Raw genomic sequence first — 20,633 nt, forward strand, 5'->3', positions numbered from 1 at the left:
GGCCCCGACAGAATAAGCCGGAGCCGTAGGGACAAGGTCAGACTGCCTGGAACGCGGTGATGGTCAGGAGCTTGATGCCGGCGTTGCTGCACGCATCGTGCGGCTCGGCGACGAACAGCGATGCGGTGTCGTTCGGCGGGTAGATACGGAAGCCGGCCGCTGGGACCTTGGTGCAATCGCCGTAGTTACCGGCCTGCGTGTAACGGATTTCAGCCCACGCCGACTTGCCCGGCGCCAGTTCGATCTTGGTGACCGGGGTGGTGGTTTCACGGGTTGCCGGTTCGCCGATCGGTTCACCACTGGCATCGGGGGTCAGGGAGACACCCGCGAAGCCTTCCAGGACGCAGCTTGTGCTCCCGGAGTTCGTCAAGATCAACTTTTCGTAGATGCTGCCCGCCGCTCCGCCGCCGGTGGAGTCAGTGGCCGCAGTCAATGACGCAGCTTTGCACAGGGTGGAGTCTGCTGACGTGGCAGTGGCCGACGACGATGGCGTCGTTGTAGCCGTTGCAGAAGGTGAACTGGGCGTCGCCGAGGCCGACGGAGTCGAAGTGGTGGGCGGGGCACTACTTGTTCCCGCCGGGCTGGGGCTGGGCCCACAGCCGGCCAGGAGCAGCAGCGAAGCGGCCGCCGTCGTCGTCACAAGTCCTGTTTTAATGCGCTGAGTCCACATGGGCACCAGCCTTGCGTTGGCCGTGACGCGAGTCAATTGAGCCACGGCCAAGTGCATGGATTGGCGCCCGGATCGTGATCTTCCGGACGCCAATCCAGCGTCAATTACTTCGAGGAATCAGCCTTGGCCACTGCGGGCTTGGCCGCGCGGCTGCGGAAGAAGGCCGCACCGCCCAGACCCAGGCCAGCGATGCCGGCGATCAGGCCGGCCCAGCTGCGTGCCTGCGAGCCGTCGTCGGTGACCGCGGAGGCCTGCTCGGTGGAGACTGCTGTGGCAGCGTGGTGGTCGCCTTCCGCGGCAGCGGCGGTGATGGTGACCGACGGTGCCGGGGCCTTGAGCTCGTGCTCATCCTGCCCCTCCTTGGCGATCTCGGACCAGTCAGTCTGCCCCTGCTCGCAGGTCTGCAAAGTGGGGAAGTAAATGGTCTTGCCCGCTGCATCCGGCAGCTTGACTGACAGGACCAGTGCATCGCGCAGGTGCGGATCCAGCGGTGCCTTGGCCGTGTACACGATCTGGCTGGTCCTCTTGGTGATGGTGGTGCCGTCATCCAGCTTCTTGGGTTCGGCGAGGGTCTCTGTCACCTTCTCAACGGTCCAGTTCGGGTTGACAGTCGGCTGGGCGTCGTTCAATTCCTCGGGCAGTGAGATGGCGACTTTGGTGGTGCCGAAGGTGTCGCAACCGTGGGGTATGCCGAAGGTGACCAGCGCGTAGGAGTTTGCAGCAGTCTTGTTGGGATCTGCCCCAACATGCGCTGAGGCTCCGGCCAGGCCGGCCATCATCAGGGCGGCAGTTCCACCGGCGACAGCGGTGGCGGAAAGGGTGCGACGGAGGGCGGACTTGTTCATGGGATTGCCTTTCGGGGGCGCCGGCGGAAGCGGCGCGGGGGTACGGGTTTGGGGCCCGTCACCATGCAAAGGCTTTGCGTTTGCGGCGCGCTGTTGCGACGCCGTGGTGCCGGGCGGAACTAAGGAAGTACGACGACGGCGGGCGGGCCGCGTCGGCTGTCTTGCCTGAGGTTCCGCCAAGGGCGGGGGATGAAGACATCGGGCGTTCCCGGTGCGACAGGCGAGGCGCCGGCGTCGGGCCTGAACACCAAGGTGGGCAGCGCCAGCAAGGGCCGGAGCCAGGCTGCGAGCTGCCAGAGGGCGTCCTCGCCCTTGGTCAGAATGACGGCAGAAGCAAAGGTAGCCAGGACGTGGCCCACCAGCATTATGGCGCCAAAAGCTGTCCCGAGCTCATGGGTGTGCGTCGCTGCGATGTCCACCCCGGGGCTCAAGGCTTCGCCGCCGAGGTGGTGGTTCGCCCCCGGACCGATGGCCGTGATGGGGCTCAACGCGGTGAAGGCCTCGTGAAGTGCCAATTGTCCCGCGCCCAGGAGGCCTGCCATGGTAACGAGGTTCAACTTGAAACGGGTAGCCAGCGTGGCAACCAGGGCTGTCAGCGCTACGAGCGCCAGCAGGACCGGAGCTGTGGGCAGCGTTCCGCCGCCCGCAACGTGCGCCCCTGCAGCGAGAAGAACCACCACAAGCGAGATGACGCCCGACCGCAACGCATGGAAGGGAGCCCTGGTCCGCGATGAGCGCACGTGGTCCTCCCTGATCTCTTTGGCTGCTTGATTGTCGGCGTCTTGATTCTATCGGGAGTTCGGCGCCGAACAGGCCTCGGATGGGTGGCTATGTGGATACCTGCGCCGAGGGGCGGGATCTCGGGGCTTTGGAAGAGCCAAAGCGGCGGGAGCTAACCCCTCGCGCGCCGGACGAACGTGGGTTTCGGCGGTTCAGGCACCCTGGCTCCTGGCATGGAACGTCGACGGCGGAGCTCCAGTTTGAGGCTTTCCTCGCCGCGCGCCATTGCCCAGTGGTGATTGGCAGAGAAGGCGGGTTTGAGAAGCCAGCTCAGCCGACGGAGCAGTGGTTTGGCTGCGCTGACCCGCCAATCGTAGGTGATGACGACTTCAGGTCCATCCGTCTCGAACCGCCAGCGGCCCGTTCCGTTAAGGTCCCCTGTTGCCGTGAGGGCAAAGCCGTCGAGGGTCACAGGTTCGGTAACGGTGAGCCGCCAGCGCAGGGTGTATGGGAGCCAGCCCTTGGTGTGGAGGTCGAAGCTGGCGCCAACGCCGTCAGGTCCGCCGTCGGCGACATTAGTGACCGTGAGATAAACGGAGGGCCACCATTGCTTGAGCGTCGCTGCGTTGCCAAGGACGCTCACCACTTCCTCGCGTGTGCCGGCCACGCGCCACACGGTGACGAACGCGTAGTCGGTGCTTTTGCTTGTGGTAGTGGTCCCGGCCATGATTGCCTCCGCGATTAATCTACTCTTGGCTGCGCCGAAGGGTTAGATCCCATGCCTTGGGAAGTGCTGAGATCTAACTCCTCGGCGGTGGGAGGGCTACTCGCCCGAGTTCTCCCGGGACGTGATGCCGAAGGGAACGGACTGGAGTTCGGTGAAGTTTCCCACGCTGGCCCGGACCGTGCACTGCGGCGTGATCTGCAGAGCGGTGACGGTGAGTCCTGAGCTGTCCACTGCCAAAGCGCCGCCACAACCGTCGGCGAACCGCACTCCCTTTTCACCACCGGTCACCGCCGCGAGCATTTGCGATGGCTTACCTGAAGCCGGGCTCACGTAGAGCGGATTGAGTTCATCGGCACCGCCCGCCCACACCGGAACCAGCGTTATTTTCAGGGGGCTGGGCGTGACAACGCGGGCAGGCGTGCGGACCTCCACACCCTTGAGCCGTTGTACCGGGTAGGCCGTGCCTTTGACCGCGGGGTTCTGCGTGGCGGCCGTGGTCGCGGCCGACCCGCTGCGGAGCCAGGCATCCATTGCTTTCTGGTCCGCGGGCGCCACCGGCACCTTGGCGGTCAGCTGCACGGATCCTCCGGCGGGGATCTCCACGCCGGACATCTTCCAGCCGCAGGCAACGTCCAAACCGGTGATGGAAGCCTGGTTACGGCTCACTGTGCCACCATCCCACGTCACAGCCGGGCAGGCATCGCCATCGGCAAGTCCGGGGATGACCTCCAGGAATTCACCGGACAACGGCGCTTTCTGCGCCGAGTAGGACACCGTTAAGCGGACCCGACCGGAGGAAGGTTCATACGTGGCGCTTCGTGAAATGGTGAGCCCGGTCGGCAGGGCAGGGTCCTGCAACTGCGCCGACAACTGTTGTCCAGGCGGAGTGGGAGCTGCCTGCGGGCCGGCGGGGGACAGGAGAACGAAGCCCACCACCATGGCCACGATCAGTAAGACCGCGCCACCGGCAAGGAGGAGCGCTTTGCGGGTCCGCCAGAACGGGGGCGCGTCTTTTTCCTTTGCCCGTTCCTCCGCCGGTGGGCGGACTTCTCGGCGCGGCATGGGGCGGGCAATGGTAGCGCTGCCGGCCTGCCCCAGGTCCGGAGCCACAGCATCGACGCCGGCAGGTGGGGCCGCTGCGAAGGCTGCAAGTTCGTCATCGGTAAAGGCGCCGCGGACGACGGTAGCGGGACGTTCGACGTCGTCGAACTCTTCCGGCGCTGTCCCCCGGAGAAGAGCGGCCTTGCCCGCAAGCCCGGGCGCAAGGCGTCGGAGCGTCGACGCAGCCTCACCGGCCGTCGGTCGCTGGTCGGGGTCTTTGGACAACAGCCGATCCAGGACGCCCCACAAGGCATCGTCCACCGGAATACGGGGCGGGCGCGAAGAGACATGGCGGTAAGCCACGCTGAAGTCCGTGCCCGGACCAGCGAAGGGAGTGCGCCCGGCAAGGAGTTCGTACAGCAGGACGCCTGTGGAATAGACATCTCCGGCGGGGCCTGACCGCCCCTGGCTGATGAGTTCGGGGGGCATGTACTGAGGAGTGCCGATCAGGCCTGTCGTCTGGCGGATTTTCTCGCCCACGACGTCGGAAATGCCGAAGTCGGACACCCTCACGTCCCCGGTTTCACGCTCGGACCACGGGCGGGCGAGGAGCACGTTGTCCGGCTTGATATCCCGATGCGTTACGCCTCGCGAATGGGCGAACGCGAGGGCGTCGAAGATTTCAGCGGCAACGTTCACAGCATCTTCGGGTGCCAGCGGTCCGGCTTCCTTGACCATGTCGCGCAACGAGCCGCCGGCGATGTAGTCCATGACGATGGCCAGCCGTTCGCCCTCCACCACCATGTCCCGCACGGTGACGATGTGGGAGTCCTGCAGTCCCAACAGCACGGATCGCTCGCGGACGAACCTCTCCACCAAGGACGGATCATCGGCATGCTCCGGACGCAGCACTTTGGCCGCCAACGTCCGGCCGTCCGTCGAAGTGACGGTCCAGACCTCGCCAACAGCACCGGAACCCACCCGTTCGCCGAAGCGGTAAGACGCTCCGAGCGCCTGCCCCGTCTGTGCCAATTGCATGTCCGTACTCTCCAAAGCTGTCGATCAGTTCTCTCCAAGGCCACCCAGCGCAAGGCGCCTACTGCCCGTCGGCTCAGCTCCCGGGGCTGACCGACTGGATGAGCGACATTTGCCCGCCCACCCCTATGTACCCGCGTCCGGCGGTCAGCGCCACGGGTGCCTTCCGCGGAAGTGTGGCACCCAGCAGTTCGCCGTCGTAATTCACGTCCGGCTGAAGAAGAACGCCCAGGCGCGATTTGCGGACAGTCTTGGTCCAGTGGCTGTACAGCCCACGCAGATCAGCGGCTCGCCCGGCCGCGATGATGCACAGCCCCGGAGGCCCGGAGGCCACGATCCCAGCAATGGACTGGTCCGTGTCCTCGAAGCGTTCGGCGTCGTCGATCAGCAGGAACACCGGTCCGCGCTCGATCCGCAGGGAAGCGAGCAGCGCCGGCACCTCGTCCGTGCCGATGGCCACCCTGTCCAGAGTGGCCGTGGCCAAAGGCGAGCGGCGGTCGCAGATGCCCCAGACCTGGGCCGGACCCCGGGAGGTGGCTACACCAGTAACGGCTTCGGCCAAGGCCAGCAGCAAGGTGGACTTGCCCGAACGGGCCGGCCCGGCGATCAGGGCGTGCTCGCCCTCGTAGATTTCCAGGAAGGCCGGGGCGAGGTCCGTCTCGCGGATCCCCACGGGGATGTGCCACGGCTCGGTTTCCAGTTGCGGCTTCACGCCCAAATCCGCCATGGTGACGTCGGTGGGCAGGCTCCGGATCGCGGTGGTCTTCGCAGGTGCTTCGGCCCAACTGTGCCGGACGCGATCCACAGCGGCCTCCAACCCGATTCCGGGTGTGGCAACGTGCATTTGCAGGGAGGTGCGAGGGTCTACGCAGCGCCCGGGGAGTGCCGCGGGGACATTCTTGGCCCGCACGCCCAGCGAGGAGTAGTCGTAGTTATCGGCGAGCCGGAAGAGCCACTTCTGGAGCGTTACTTCATTCATGACCGAAGGAACCGCTTTGGCGCGGGTGGTGGTCACGGCGAAGGACAGGCCAAGCGCCGGGCCGTCGGCGTATGCGCGGTACAGCAGGCCCAGAAGTTGCTGCCCTTCAAAGTCCTGGAATTCGTCACGGAGGGATGCCAGGCCGTCAAGCAGCACCACCATGCGACGATGCGTACCCGGTGCCGCGCGGCGACTCTCCAGCTCAGTGCTCAAATGGCGCAGGAATCGGGCCTGCTGCTCCTTGGCGCCGGCACCCGTACCTACGTAGGCCACGGTGTGCGGCAGGCGTTTCAGCATCTCAAGGTCCCCGGAGCCCATGTCCAGAATCATCAGATCCAGTTCGGTGGGATCTGCCTCCCTGGCAAGCGCCAACGCGATGGACGCCAGAGTGGTGCTTGTGCCGGAGCCTGCCACACCCATCAGCATCAGGTTGCCCACGGACATGTCCCATCCGGCTGCGGACTGACGCTGCAACTCGGGCTCGTCCAGCAGGGTCACCATAACGGTCGACCCGTGGACGCGGCCCACTGTCGGAAGCCTTGGGGTAGAGGCGTGCACCGGAGAAGCCTCCGCCATAAAGCCGTCCAGCTCCACGCGTTCGCCCAGCGCTTCTGGCCAGACCTGCCGCGGAGGGGCGAAGCCAGCCTCTGTATTGGCATCGACAACGGCGTCGATGAGGAGATCCAGATCATTCTCGTCCACTGCCGCGGACCGCGGCAGCGCCGGCGCCGGCGCGGGGACACCGAACTGCCGGATGTCGCGAACATCGACGGCGGGACCGCCGTCGAGCTGCGCCTGTCCGGTGACCAGCGCGGTCTGGACGGGCGTGATGTCGTCCTGGCCGAGTTTCACAAAGGCACGGCCCATCTGGGCCCTGCCAATGGCAGAGGCGGCGGGTACGCCAATAACGTTGTTGGAGTCGTCACGACTCTGGACACGTAGCGCCACCCGAAGGTTAGTGTTCGCGAGGATGTCGTCGCTCACCACGCCGGCCGGGCGCTGCGTTGCCAGGATCATGTGCACTCCCAAGGTGCGGCCCACGGCGCCAATGCTGACGAGGGCGGTGAGCACGTCCGGGAAGTCCTTGGCCAGCATGGCGAACTCATCCACCACCAGCAGCAAGCGCGGCATCGGCTCGGCCGGGTTCGTTGCCAAATAGGCGTTGAGGTTGTCGATGCCCTCGCCTGCCTCGGCGAAAACCCGCTGGCGGCGTTCCATCTCTGCTTCCAAAGCGACCAGGGCGCGGTCTGCGAGCTGTTCGTCCAGGTTGGAGATGGTGCCGATGGTGTGCGGCAGGCGTTCGCAGGCCTTGAACGCAGCACCTCCCTTGAAGTCCACCAGAATGAAGTTCAAGCGGGTCGGATCGTTGCGGGCAGCGAGGCCGGCTACGAGGGAGCGCAGGAATTCGGACTTTCCGGAGCCAGTGGTGCCGCCAACCAGCCCGTGCGGACCGTCCTTGACGAGGTCCAGGGTGAGTGGGCCGTTTTCGCCGGTGCCGATGGGCGTGGAAACGCCGGTGGGGGCCTGCCACATCCGGCGGATCGTCGCCGCGTCGGGGCGCTCGTAGCCGAGCATGCCCGGCATCCGCACCAAGGAGGGCAAGGAAGCCCCGGGAACGCTGAGCTCGGGATCATCGAAGTGTGCCAAGCGTGTGGCGCAGCGCAGGGCTTCTTCCTGGTCGAGACCTGCCAGGATGACGTCCTCCACCCGGGTCAGGTCCTCCGGCTGGTCCACGGTGGCTGCAGCGTCGGTCCCAACCCTGATGATGGTGGTACAGGACGCGGGAAGTTGCTCCTCGGACGTCGCTATGACGATGCCCGCCACGCGGGGTGGGCGCTGCTGCGGGTTGATATGGCCGCCTGGCACGGAACGGCCCATGCCGAGCAAGGCGCGGGCCGGGGCGTCCCTGCCCTCCGTGAGTACGTCGGAATCGAGGACCACCATGAGGGCCGGGGTGGGCAGTTCATCTACTGAGTCCTTGAGCATGCGCAGCATGGCCAAGCTGGTTTCACGATGCGCGGACATCCACCGCTCGCCCGAGCTGCTGCCCGTTTGGCGTGTATGCGGCAGCCACGAGGCCCATTCCCATTCATCGGCCCGGCCGGCGTCGCAGAAAATGCCGATCGTCAGATCTGCCGGACCAACATGCACCGCGGCCTGGGCGACAAGGGAGCGGGCCAACGCCAAAGCGCCGTCCCGTGAGCCAACGATGCCCACCACGCCGGCGTCGGTCAGGTCCACCAGAACGGGTGCGGCCAATAGACGGGCTGCCGTGAGGGATTCCTTGACTTTTTCGTCCGGACGCGAGCCCGCAGCCCGGTCCACCTCTGGCTGCCACGGCACATCACCGGTGCCGGCATGCAGGGCCAGGAAGTCGTCCGAGTCCGCACGGCGCTGCCACAGTGAGGTAGCCGGAAGCGCAGGACGACGAACAACCGTGGCGGGATCGGGGACCATCCGGTGCCTCCGGGCTGTTTCCACCTCTGCGGCCGCACGGATCTGCTGTTCGAACTCCATGAGCGCCCCGTCGAAGCGCTCTGCCTCTTCCTTGAGGCCGCGGGCATGGCGGCGCTTCTGCTCGAACCACATGCCCACCGCCATCACGGGACTGAGCATGGCGAACATGGCGAAGCGCATGTCCCTCAGGATCATCACCATCGCAACCGCCATGACCAGCGGTGCCAGTACCGTGATGTAACTGAACTTGTTGGCCGGCGGTACGTCCTTGCGACTCGGAGGAACCAGTGGATCGCCGGCCGGGGCGCGGCCGGGACGCGGTGGCCTGTTGAAGGGAGCGGTGGAGGCCGGCGTCAGGTTATGCAGGCTCCCCGGAGCGGGAGCGGGGGTCTCCTCCAGGGTTGGTCGTAGGAGAAGGACCGTGCCGCCCGCCGTGATGGTGGCTGTCTGAGTGACCAGGACTCCGTCCTCGCCCACGGGCTCGCCGTTGACCAAGGTGCCGTTGGTGGAGCCTCCATCCACCACCCGCAGTCCGTCCTCTTCGCGGCGAAGGCGGAAGTGATCCCACGACGCACTTTCGGTGGGAAGGCTGAGATCAGCATGGGGCGACCTGCCGATGAGCATGTCACGCCCCTGCGGAACATTCACGACACCACCGGTGCGCTGGCCGCCGGCCAGCGTGAGGCTCCACCCACGCACGCGGTCCGGAACCGGCCAGGGCGCGCGTGAGATGCGGCTGCCTTCCAGCAGAATCAGCTCGGAGAGCGGCGTGGCACCCCGGACCTCTGTCTCATTGACAAACACCGGCTCGTCAGGCGAAACCCTGGGTCCGCCGGCGGCTTCCACTAAGTCGGACAGCGTGGTGGCGGGCGCAGCATGGGCAACCTCGCACTCAAAACGACGATCGTCCAAGTCGATCAGCACACGCACCGGGGCGCTCCTCCTGTAGTGGATCTGTTCCCTTCAGGCCGGGACAGAATGGTTGGTTAGGGGCTGGCTGGCGCCGGTACCCAGACGAGCCGTGGCGCGTTTTCGTCCGCCGGACGGAGACCAAGGTCCTGGGAGGATGCGTAGACCGGGGTTGGTTCAGCGGTGAGCGCTTGGGATTGCGAGAAGTCCAGCGCTGGTCCGGCGAGTCCTTCTCCGGGACCGAACGACATGGTGCGAAGCGACGCTCCGACCTTCGCGGGGTCGTTGCTCCCGGCCAGGGCAGCCGCGCGGACCAAGGCCACCACTGCGTCATGGCTGCGTGCGTCCGCGGCCCACGCGTCCGACGAGAACGGGGTATCGTCCGTCAGGTTCTTGATCTCCGGATTCCCGGTAGCCAGCCTGATGCCGGCGAGGAATGCGGACATTCCCCGCCCTTGGGCGTCCTGCTGGAGCGCGACAGCGTCGCCGGTTGCCGGCGCAATGCTGACCAGTTGTCCTGACGCAGTGCCGTCCAACTCCGAAAGCGAGGACGCGAACGCGGGGGTGGTGGCGCCGTCGGGAAGTATCAGCGGTACAGACACGTCGCGTGACTGGAGGGCTTGGACAAGCCGCGCCAGGCGCTGCGGGGTTGCCGCCGACACCACAACAGCGTCTGCGGGGTTGGCAATCCGTGTGCCCTCAGCGTCAGCCGGCGCATCCTTGGACGGCGGCCGAAGCTGGTCGCCTGTGCGGATGGCAGCTTCCTGGGCCAAGCCGGACACGTCGGACAAGCCATCCAGCGTCAGTGTGTCAGCGGGAGTGACGGATGCCGGGACCTGACCGCCGTCGCTGACCAGCAGCACGCGGCTCTTGCCGGCAAGTGCGGTCCCCAGGCCGGCCTGGACAGAGGCTGCCGTTGGTCCAGTGGTCCACGTGGTGTGAGTCGGTTCCGACGCCTCGCTGTAAGGCAGGATAACCGGGAGGTCCCGCTCCTCAGCTGCCTTCGCTGCTGCTCGGGCTTGCGGCCCTGTGCTGGCTACGACAACGCCGGACACACCTTGCTCGGCGAGTGTTGCGACGGCGGCACGGGCTCCGTCTTCAGTGCCTTGGTCGTTCTGGGTGGGCAGGGTGACTGTCGCCCCGCCTTGGGCGAAACGCTGTGCCGCCACTACAGCACCCTGTGCTGCACGGTTGTCTTCGGTACCGGGCTCCCCGGACTGGCCGAACGTCATGACGACGCCGATCGAAAAGTCCGCCGGGAGGCCGTCAGCCTTCAGGGCGACAGGAACTGTTGCGGCCACAGGATCGGGCCGGGGAGCTTCCGTGGGGCGGTTCAGTGTCATGGTCAGGACCACGGCAGCAGCAATCACGACGGCGGCTCCCGCAGCGATCAGGACGAAGAGACGGTTTCGGGGGTTCACGCGGTGCCGCCGATCTTCAGTGTGTAGAGCGTCTGTGACGTCGCACCTGCAGGGACCTCGAGTTGGAACGGCGGCAGTTCATCCACTGCAGTGAGCGAGGCCTTGAACTGGGCCTGGCGCAGGAGAAGTCCTGCAACGTCGCGGGAGCGTATGTTGGCGTAGCCTTCCGCATTCTGGGAGGCCAGGGCCAACTGGAAGTCCGCGGTGTCCGCTTTTGCCGCGCTGGTGGCCATGGAGCCGAGCAGGCCCGAGCCGTTGACCGCGCGGTCACCGAGATCCAGCATCACTTTGTTGAGGCTGGAAGCGAGAAGGGCGCTGGCACCTTCGACGTCGCGGGTGGAGCCGGACGTGCTGGACGCGATGGTGTCCAGCGAGGACTGTGTGCTCTTGGACAGGGCGGCTGTGAGGTCACCGCTCTGGCCCAACAGCTCGTCCCGCTGTTTGTTGACCGTTCCCTCGGCGTCCTTCACAACGTCGTCCGAGGTGGACTTCAGCCCGGAAATGGACCGGTTGAAAGCCGTGGTCACGGCTTCAGAGCTGGCATCGCCGATGTCGGCAACCTGACGCACTTGTTCGCCCACGGTTTTGTAGACCTCGGCAGCGGTTTCGGCGGAAACGTCGCGGAGGGATTCCTTGATCTTTTCGCCAAGTCCGTCCTGCTGCTCCTTCAACTTCGCGAGTGCGGTCGTCACGGTGCCGGATGAGTCAATCGCGCCAGCGAGTGCAGCATCCAGCGCCTCAAGTCCCCGTTTGGTGCCGTTGACGTTTCCTGTTGCGGCGCCGTCGAGCGTCTTGGCGGCCGCCTTGATGGCTTCCAGTTTGGTATCGGCGTCGTCGAAGGTGGTCTCCAGTGCCGAGAACGCCTGGCCGATTGCCTGGTCGGCAGCGGTGGTGTCGGTGGCTGCAAGGACCTCGTCCCAGGCAGTTGACTGGCCTTCAAGCCGTACGTCCAAAGGCTCTTTGAAGCCCGGGGGCGGATTCAGCCCGGGTGAGGGGTTGCCGTCCTCATCAGTCGGTTCGCACGGCACTGACGTCAGATAGGAACGCAGCCGCTCAACGTCCTTCGTGGACAGCTTGCCCTTGCCGGGGATGAGGCTGTCATCGGACAGCTTGCACAGCTCGTCCGCCACCTTCTGGTTCTGCTGCAGCATGGAGCCGTTCAGCCAGGTTCCCTGACCGAGTTCCCCCTTGGCAGTCTTGGCATTGGTGGCGATGGCGAGCAGTTTCTGCCGGAGAGCGTCAACGCTGGTCTGGGCTGCGGTGGCTGCTTTCCGCGTCGCGGCTGCAGAGTCGGCGGCGGACTTGATGGCCGTATCCAGTGCAGCCAGTGCCTTGCTGTAATCCTCGGAAGTTCCAGAGCCGTCAAGCATCGCACCGAGGTCGGTGCGCACTTTTTCAAGTGCGACGGCGGAAGTCGCCTGGTCTTTGATCGCGCCTTCGACGACCTGCGGCTGGAGACCGGAGACGAGTTCGTCGCCCTTTTGCACCAGACCCAGAAGCGCTCCGGTAACCGTTACGGCCGAACCATAAAGAGAGCAGGTCATGGAACCCTGCTCAGCGCATTCGGCAGCGGACGGGTTTTCGGGTCCCATGGTGGCTTTGAGGGCGCCGGCAACGGTGTCCCGGCAGCTTGCGCTGACTTTCGCGTAGGCATCCAGCTGTGAGGACATCGTGAGGACGCTGGAGTACACGGTGGCCGCCGGCGCCGCTTTGGCAACCTCCGCGGTGCAACCGTCACCAGTGATGGGAGCGACCGGGGGTGTGGCGGAAGTGTCGCCCAGCATCGCGTCCACGGCGGAGACCGTCAGCTTCAACTGGGACATGGTGGTGGATTGGGTGGCGGTGGTTGAAGACTCCAGATCAGTGCCCAGAACCTTCAGTTGCTGCTTCAGGTCCGACATCGTCGCAGCCAGTGCTTGGGAGTTATCGCGCAGTTCACCGGCTGTCTTGGCGCCGAGGGTCTGTGACGTTGCCTGCAGGTTCCGGCGAACCTCGGTGATGGTGGACCCGGCCTTGGCCAGGACCGTGTTGACGTCCGATACCAGCGAGATTGTCCGGCGCTGCAGCTCCATTTCCGAACCTGTCCCTGACGAGAAGGCGCTGGAGAGCACTCCGTTGGCACTGAGGTCCGTATTGAGGCCAGGCTGAACAGCGACGTCGAATTCGGGAACCTGGAAGTCCTTCACGTCTGCGGCGAGACGCAGCGTCGTGCTCGCTCCGGAACGTGGGGGAGCCAGGACCGTGGCCCATTGGACAACTGTGGCGCCGTCTTCGGTGCTGCTCAGGACGCCGTTGGTACCTGTGGCGCCGTCGGCTGAGCCAGGTGTTACGTCGTCCGCCCGGATGCCGGGTAGTTTGGTCGACGCGGCGATTGTCAGCGGGGCGCCTACCAAAGCGGTGTCGGAGCGGGCCTGGCCGGCGGCGTCGTACTGGATGTTCTGGGGTTTGACCGTGAGGTTCTCGAGAGTCAGGTTGATCTCCACCGGCCCGGTGTGGCCCTTAAGGTCAGCGAGGTCGGAGCCCGACTTTTCCCCGGCGCGGTACTGCAGGCTCACGCGCACCGGGAGTTCGCCCACTACCTTGGCGGTGTCGTACGTGGTGTTTTCCGCGGACGAGTCACCCGCAGCGGATACGGAAATGGTGGTGCCTTCGATCGTCTGGACTCCGGCGGCAGGGGACAAGCCCACGCGCACGCTCTGAAGGAGCTTGACGGGGTTGGTTACTGGCTCCGGCTCGGGAGTCTGGGTGCAGGACGTCGTCGCGATCAATCCCAGGGCGACCAAGGCGATGCCGAGAGCGCGGCCCGGGGGGATGCGACGCCCCGGGTGGTGCTGGTTAAAACTAGCCTGCCTGGGCATGGATCGTCCCCTCATTCGTTCACGGTGCCTTGAGTATCATACGGGGTTGCGCTCACGAATGGACTAATCCTGCCTCGCAAGGATCCCGCAGGTCACAGCCGGAAATACGAAGCAATAGTTATTTCTCTGTTTGTTGGATTTATTGGGTGGTGTTGGTAGTTTAGGGGGCGTCTGGTCGCCTGGGTTTGTTTGGCTTGGGTGTTGCGATTGTTCTTATTGGGAGGAAAGTTCTATGTCGCGTGTGTTGTCTACTGAGCAAGCCAAGGCTGCAATTGGTCAGGTGCAGTCGATTATTACTGGTGGGTTTACGGATCAGATTTCGGCGTTGGATGCGCAGGGTCGTGTGTTGTCGGATCCGAATGTGTGGGATGGTCCGTTGGCTGCTGAGTTCCGTGGTTCGACGTGGCCGGAGACAAAGGCTGCGTTGGATAAGGCGCGGGAGGAGTTGGAGCAGTTGCGGGGTCAGTTGCAGAAGATTTCGCAGGATATTTTCTCTGCTGGTGGCGGGGCCTGATTCTTTTTTTGGTGTGAGTGTGGGGGCCGGGTGATCGTGCCGCGCTGATGCGTGGTGTGGTTGCCCGGCCGTTGCGCTGTGTTGTTGTTGCACCGGCTCTTGTGGTTGTGGTGCTGGTGGTCTTGTGGTGCCGGGTTTGTGTGGGTTGTTGGTTTTGTTCGCGTTCTTGTGCTGTGGGGGGCTGTGGTTGTGACCGAGTTCGTTGAGATGCCGTTGTTGCCGGATTCCGATGATGGCCGGTTTGTGTATGGGGTTGCCGAGTCGGTGAAGGGTGCTTTTGAGTCCGCAGCGTCGCGGGTCCAGGAGCATTCGGGGTCGCGGACGCCGTTGGTGACCGGGGCGGGGGAGGATTTCCGGGGGCATTTCTCGGAGGTGTTCGCGGCGAACGCGGCTACGGCGTCCCGGGATGCGGAGTCCCTGGCCGCGGCGTTACGGACGGTGGCCGGGTATGTGGGGACCATGATTTCCGAGGCGCGGGAAGAGGATGACCGGCGCCGGGAGAACAACGAGTGGGTGCGGCGGCATAACAACCGCAACTGGCTCGAGCAGTTTGGTGACAACCTTTGGGGTGAGGAGGCCCGTCCGAATATGGAGCCCGGCAGTGCGCCGTCGTTCCCTTCGGAGTCTCCGGTGTCGGGGTCGCGGGAGACCCCTGGCCCGGGTGGCGGGTTTGGGGGCGGGGTCTCCTCGGCCCGTCCGGAGTCGTTGCGGACTTTCGCGGCTGGTTCGCGTGGCCTGGATGAGGGTGTTGCGTCGGTGCCGGGGTCTTTGGAGTCGGAGTTGTCTTCGTTCGCGGACCGGTGCGGGTGGGGCCGGATCGACGCCGCGGGTGTGGTGACCGCGTTCCGGCAGTATCTGGCGGCTAACGAGGCGGACGCGGCGTGGGCTGTGGTGGTCGCGGACGCGTTCGCTGCCGCCGGCAGCGAGGGCGCGGTTTCGACCCTCTCGGACGCGGCGGTGAACGAGGCACTGGCCGCGGCCGGGGTTTCGGGGACCCGGACCGGGTTGGTCATTGACCCGCCCACCGCGGCCGGGGCGATGCCCTCGTCCGGGTACGCGAACGATCCGGTGAACACGGCCACGGGGAACTTCATTGAACCCGAAACCGATCTCGGGTTCGCCGGGGCGGCCGCGGACCTGGCGGTCACAAGGATGTATAACTCCCTCGGCTCGGGCCTGGACACTGTTGGGGTGTTTGGTCCGGGCTGGGCCTCGGTCCTGGACCAGCACCTGGTTATGTCCGATGAGGGCTGCCGTTGGGTGATGGCCGACGGCCGGGCGGTGGACTTCCCCCGCGAAGGGGCCGGCTGGGCCCGCGCCGTCGGGGAGAACTACTGGCTCACCCGCGAAGATGCCGGCACACCGTTCCTGGCGGAGCTGACCTCGGTCCCTACAGGTGTTACTGAGGTGTTGGTCGTGACCGATAACCAGGGCGGTTGGTGGGCTTACACCACTGCCGGGGTGTGGCTCGGGACCGGGGCAGGGCCCGGCCGGACCATCTCCGCCCACCGCGAAGCAGCGGCTTCGCCGGATGCGGAGGCAGCGGTCGACGGCGGTGGGCCGGGTGTGGTTGACCGGTTGGTGCATGTGCGGGGCCGGTTCGTGGAGATCGATTACGTTGACGGTGTTGTCGGGGTGGTCCGTTCATCGGATGGGCGCCGGGTTGAGTACGGTTACGACGCCGAGGGCCGGCTGACCAGTGTGGGCACGGAGACCGGTACGAGGGTGTATCGGTGGAACGAGCAGGGCCTGATCGGTTCGGTGGTCTCGGCCGCGGGTGTGGTGGAAGCCGAAAACACGTATGACGAGGCCGGCCGTGTCATCATGCAGGTCACGCAGCATGGGCGGCGGACGAGGTTCGCGTACTTACCGGGCCGGGTCACTGTGGTCTCCGATGAGGACGGGTCCCGGTCCAACTCCTGGGTCGCCGATGGCAAGGGCCGCCTGGTGGGGGTGTTGGATGCGGAGGACCGGCGCCAGTCCATGTCTTATGACGGGCATTCGAATCTGGTGTCTTTGACCGAGCGTGACGGTGCTGTCACGGTCCACGGTTACGACGCCCGCGGCCGGAAGATCCGGACCGTGACCCCGGAAGGCGCAGACCTGACGTATGGGTGGGACGAGCAGGACCGCATCACCACCCTGGTCACCGCGTCCGGTGCGACCGTGACGTATGAGTACGCCGATGAGGTCTCCCGGGACCCGTCCGTGGTGGTGGACCCGTTGGGTGGCCGGACCGAGCTGGTATGGCGGGACGGGCTCCTGACCCAGGTCACGGACCCGGTCGGGGTCACTATCGGTTTTGAGTACGACGAGTTCGGGGACCTGACCGGAACGTCCAACGCCGCAGGTGACACCGCGAGGATTGTGCGGGACCGGGCGGGCCGTCCGGTCACGGCGTTGAGCCCGTCGGGGGCTGAGACCCGGTTCAGTTACGACGCTGCCGGGGTGCTGACACGTCGGGTGGACCCGGATGGGGCGGTGTGGGCTTTTGAGCACGACACCGCGGGCCGGACCACCGCAATGGTTGCCCCTGACGGGGGAAGGACGGTGTTCGAGTACGCCCCCAACGGGGAACTGTTCCGCACCACCGACCCGCTCGGGCGCAGTATCGAGCGGGTGGTTGATGAGCTCGGGAACCTCACCGCGGCGGTGTTGCCGGACGGGGCGTCGTGGGGGTTCACCCACGACAACCTCTCCCGGCTCGTGGGGATCACGGACCCGGGCGGGCATGACTGGGTGCGGGAGTACGACACAGTCGGCGCCCTCACCGCCGTCGTGGATCCGACCGGTGTCCGCACCGGAGCCGTCACCGACCGGACCAGCGGCACCGCGTCCCTGACCGACGCGTTCGCCACGAATACCTACAGTTTTGATGAGTACGGCCGCCCCACCAAGACGGAAGCCGCGGACGGGTCCGCGGAGCTGGTCTCTTATGACGCGGCGGGGAACCCGGTCGAGTTGGTCGATGGTGAGGGCGGGTTGACGGTCCTGGGCCGCGACGCTGCGGGGAAGATCACCTCGATCACCTCCCCGACGGGGGCGGTGACCCGGTTCGAATACGACCACTGCGGCCGCCCGTTCCGCAGTTTTGACCCGGTCGGGGCGGTCACGGAACTGTCCTACGACCCGGACCAGCGCCTCACCGCGAGGAGACTGCCCACCGGGGAGATCGAAACCTTCGCCTACGACGCGTGTGGCCGGTTGACCGCGAGGCATACCCCGGGGGAGGGGACGGCCCGGTACGGGTACGACAAGGTCGGGCGGCTGAGCTTCGCCCAGGATTCCTGGTACGGGACCCGCCGCTTCGAATACAACACCGCCGGGGAACTGACCGGGACCATCAACGGGGTAGGGGGCAGGACCCGGTTCGAGTACGACACCCGCGGCCGCCTCACCCGCATCACCGACCCCACCGGTGGGGTCACGACCCGCACCTACACGGCCACGGACCAAGTCGCTAGTGTCACGGACCCGCTCGGCCGTGTCACCACCGCCACGTATGACCCGGCCGGCCGGCAACTCTCGCAGACGGACCCGGACGGGCACACCACCACCTGGAGCTACGACGCCGCGGGCCGGGAAGCGTCCACGTCGGTGGACGGTGCCCTGATCGCCGCCATCGAACGTGACCTTCCCGGCCGCAGGGTGGTCATCACGGACCACACCGGTGGGGCGGGGTACGCGGTGGAGCACGAACTGTGCTTTGACCGCCGCGGCCTCCTCACCCGAAAGTCCAACGGGACCGGGAACGGGACGCTGTCATGGGAGTACGACGCCGACGGGAGCCGGACCGGCTTCACCGACCCCACCGGCACCACCACCCGCTATACCCGCGACGCCGCGGGCCGGGTCGTGAAGGTCTCCAACCCGTTGCTCGGGGACGCGGCCTTCACCCACGACCCCTCCGGGCGGATCACCTCCGCGACGGCCGGGAACTACGCCCAGGAGTGGGTGTATCGGGACGGGAACCTTGCAGAGCACACCCGCACCACCGCCGACAACGGCACCAACCCTGCGGGTGCTGCTGATGTGACCCTGATCGGCCGTGAGGACGGCGGCCGGATTACCGGTCTGGCCCGGAACGGGGCCGTGACCCGGTACGGGTACGACACCGCCGGGCAAATGATCTCCGCCGCCACCACCACCGTGACTGACTCGGAGGCGTCCGGTTCGGTGGTGGGGTGGGAGTACGACGCCGGTGGGCGGCTGCTCCGCGAAACCACCCCCACCGGGGCCCGCACCTTTGAGTACGACGCCGCAGGGCAGCTCCTAACTGTCACGGAACCTGACACTGTCACGGAACCTGACGGGGCCCGGACTGAGTACGTGTATGACGGGTTGGGTCGGCGGGTGCGGGTGATCAACCCGGGCGGGTCCTGGACCGAATACGCCTGGGGCCCCACCGGCTACCTCACCGGCGTCATCGGGCGGGACCGGGACGGGGGAGAGGTGTCCAGGCATCGGCTCCACGTCGACGCGCTCGGTGAACTCGCCACCGTGGACGGCGCACAGTTGTGGTGGGACACCGCAGCGCCCGTGCCGACCCTCGCCGGTGCCAACACCACCCAGGTGTTGTCCCTGCCCGGCGGGGTCACCGGCATCGGCGACGCCTTCACCGCGCCCGGGTGGCGTGCCGCCCGCCCCACCGACCAGCACGATCCCTGGGCCGTCCTCGGCACCCCCACCACCCCACACCCCACCCCCGGAACCACCACAACAAACGGTGCCGGTGCCGGTGCCGGTGCTGGTGCGGGTTTGGGTGCCGGTGGTGTGTTGCCCGCCGGGATCGGCCTGACCGCTGGTGGCGGGATCGACATCGCCGGGCTCGAATGGCTCGGCAAACGCGCGTACGACCCGGCCACCCGGGGATTCCTCTCCACCGACCCCCTCGCCCCCGTCCTGGGCGCGGGCTGGGATGGCAACCCCTACTCCTACGCCGGGAACAACCCACTCAACACCACCGACCCCACTGGCCTGCGACCCCTCACCGACGACGACCTGAAAGCCTACGACGGCTCCTCCCGCGGCGCCCTCGCCGCCACCGGAGACTGGCTCGGAGACAACTGGGAGTATTTGGCTGGTGGTGCGATGGTGATCGCTGGTGGTGTGTTGATGGCTACCGGTGTTGGTGGGCCGGTTGGTTTGGCCTTGATCGGTGCGGGTGCTGACACGATCATCCAGAAAGCAACCACCGGTTCGGTCAATTGGGGGCAGGTGGCTTTGACGGGTGCCGTTGGCGTGGTTGCAGGGCCGTTGGCTGGGAAGGTCAGCAGCGTTGTGACGGCAGGGCTCGGTCGGGCTGGTACGGCGGTGAGTACGCAGTTGCTTCCTGCGATGGGCCGTGCGGGCTCCGTGGTTGCGTCGGGTGCGGCCAGGGCAGGATCTGCTGTGTCGGCTCTGGGTTCGCGTGTTGGGACTGCGGTCACTGCGGGAGTGTCCCGTGTCAGTGCCGGTGCGGGGAGTTACTTGTCGCAGTTGTCGGCCCAGCAGATGGGCCGGGCGGCACTGACGAATGGGATATCGGGGGGACTAGGCAACACAGGCATGTACCTTGTACAGCGATCACCGAACGAGTGGAAACCCGAGGGCGTCCTTGGAGCTGCAGGTGGCGGTATCGTCAGTGGAGCCATTGGCTCCCAAGCGGGCTATTTAGCCCAACCGCTGACAGGTCGGTTCTCGTCATTCGTTCAATACGGTGTCGGCGCGGGAGGATCACTCGCTGGCGGCTCCGTTGATCATGCGATTCGTGGTGAGGGCTACGGAGCCGCGGAGATGGTCTATGACGGACTGGGAGGGGGGGTGCTTACACGCTTCCCAGGGGCCGCGGAACTGAGTCCCAATCCAGGCTGGATGACTCACAGCATGGCAGCCTACGGCGGAGCGCATGCCGGGGCTATCGTTGAAAGCGTGAAATTTGTGGGCAATGAAGTTGTAAAGCAAGGAACAGGGGCGCCACTGTGGTAGATGATGAGAATGGTGCAAAGGGGAATTCGGGGGCAAAGGATGATTTCACGGATGAAGATCTGCGATTGGGAAGGAAAGCCTGTAGATATATAGACATACTTTGCGTGATTGTCGCATTGCTTTGTATAGGTATTGCAGTGTTTGTTTTCACTCACGTCCCTTGGGATACGCGAATGCCCTACGACGGGAGGTTTGATCGCTCTGGCAATGGGATTCCAATGCAGATGGCCATGCTCATTGTGTTTCTTGTGCTCTTCCTCTTTTGGCGGTCCGGTAGAAAGCCTGATGCGCACCGGATGCGAAAGGGATCTCGCGTCGGGACCTACATTCTAGGAACAGCCATGATCATGGCATGTCTTGCTGGCCAGTGGGTTATGGGTCAGTCCATCCTTACTGCAGGCGGTTACTTCGGAACTTAGTATTTCTTTCCGTTCTGTGGTGGCGTGAATTTTCCGGTCTTGGGTGGAGGCGACATCTCGTTGAGGTCGCT

Annotated in this window: 10 protein-coding genes; 2 read left to right on the top strand and 8 right to left on the bottom strand. The window is 65.7% G+C overall.

Features of this window, described 5'->3' with window-relative positions; genetic code table 11:
• Positions 1-37 precede the first annotated feature (37 nt).
• From J3D46_RS08620 to J3D46_RS08655, 8 genes are all read right to left on the bottom strand, one after another.
• Positions 38-670, bottom strand: a complete 633-nt coding sequence (locus J3D46_RS08620) for a DUF4232 domain-containing protein (protein ID WP_253469182.1) — start codon at positions 668-670, stop codon at positions 38-40.
• A gap of 104 nt (positions 671-774) precedes the next feature.
• On the bottom strand, positions 775-1,515 hold the full coding sequence (locus tag J3D46_RS08625; protein ID WP_231341271.1) for a YcnI family protein: 741 nt from the start codon (positions 1,513-1,515) through the stop codon (positions 775-777).
• A gap of 119 nt (positions 1,516-1,634) precedes the next feature.
• The gene (locus J3D46_RS08630; RefSeq protein WP_231341272.1) at positions 1,635-2,255 is read right to left on the bottom strand and encodes a hypothetical protein; all 621 of its coding nucleotides are present in this window, start codon (positions 2,253-2,255) and stop codon (positions 1,635-1,637) included.
• A 152-nt stretch (positions 2,256-2,407) separates the two neighbouring features.
• Positions 2,408-2,962 (bottom strand): SRPBCC family protein, encoded by a 555-nt coding sequence (locus J3D46_RS08635; RefSeq protein ID WP_253466438.1) that lies wholly within the window; start codon positions 2,960-2,962, stop codon positions 2,408-2,410.
• 96 nt (positions 2,963-3,058) lie between these two features.
• Positions 3,059-5,041, bottom strand: coding sequence for a serine/threonine-protein kinase (locus J3D46_RS08640; protein WP_253466440.1), 1,983 nt, complete (start codon positions 5,039-5,041; stop codon positions 3,059-3,061).
• Between the two features lie 73 nt (positions 5,042-5,114).
• Positions 5,115-9,404, bottom strand: coding sequence for an FtsK/SpoIIIE domain-containing protein (locus J3D46_RS08645; protein ID WP_253466443.1), 4,290 nt, complete (start codon positions 9,402-9,404; stop codon positions 5,115-5,117).
• A gap of 56 nt (positions 9,405-9,460) precedes the next feature.
• Complete coding sequence (locus J3D46_RS08650) at positions 9,461-10,804, bottom strand: hypothetical protein (RefSeq protein ID WP_253466446.1); 1,344 nt, start codon at positions 10,802-10,804, stop codon at positions 9,461-9,463.
• Complete coding sequence (locus J3D46_RS08655) at positions 10,801-13,662, bottom strand: hypothetical protein (protein ID WP_253466449.1); 2,862 nt, start codon at positions 13,660-13,662, stop codon at positions 10,801-10,803. The genes J3D46_RS08650 and J3D46_RS08655 overlap by 4 nt, the downstream gene beginning before the upstream one ends.
• 232 nt (positions 13,663-13,894) lie before the next feature.
• Between J3D46_RS08655 and J3D46_RS08660 the strand changes: the two genes are divergently transcribed.
• On the top strand, positions 13,895-14,176 hold the full coding sequence (locus tag J3D46_RS08660; protein WP_144653423.1) for a pyrophosphorylase: 282 nt from the start codon (positions 13,895-13,897) through the stop codon (positions 14,174-14,176).
• Positions 14,177-14,365: 189 nt separating this feature from the next.
• Positions 14,366-20,143, top strand: coding sequence for a DUF6531 domain-containing protein (locus tag J3D46_RS08665; protein ID WP_308292022.1), 5,778 nt, complete (start codon positions 14,366-14,368; stop codon positions 20,141-20,143).
• The last annotated feature ends 490 nt before the right edge of the window (positions 20,144-20,633 follow it).

Source organism: Paenarthrobacter sp. A20 (assembly GCF_024168825.1).
GTDB lineage: Bacteria > Actinomycetota > Actinomycetes > Actinomycetales > Micrococcaceae > Arthrobacter.

Coding starts and splice junctions, on each gene's coding strand:
- J3D46_RS08640 (WP_253466440.1), bottom strand. CDS start 5,041: ATGCAATTGGCACAGACGGGGCAGGCGCTCGGAGCGTCTTACCGCTTC.
- J3D46_RS08655 (WP_253466449.1), bottom strand. CDS start 13,662: ATGCCCAGGCAGGCTAGTTTTAACCAGCACCACCCGGGGCGTCGCATC.
- J3D46_RS08620 (WP_253469182.1), bottom strand. CDS start 670: ATGTGGACTCAGCGCATTAAAACAGGACTTGTGACGACGACGGCGGCC.
- J3D46_RS08635 (WP_253466438.1), bottom strand. CDS start 2,962: ATGGCCGGGACCACTACCACAAGCAAAAGCACCGACTACGCGTTCGTC.
- J3D46_RS08625 (WP_231341271.1), bottom strand. CDS start 1,515: ATGAACAAGTCCGCCCTCCGTCGCACCCTTTCCGCCACCGCTGTCGCC.
- J3D46_RS08660 (WP_144653423.1), top strand. CDS start 13,895: ATGTCGCGTGTGTTGTCTACTGAGCAAGCCAAGGCTGCAATTGGTCAG.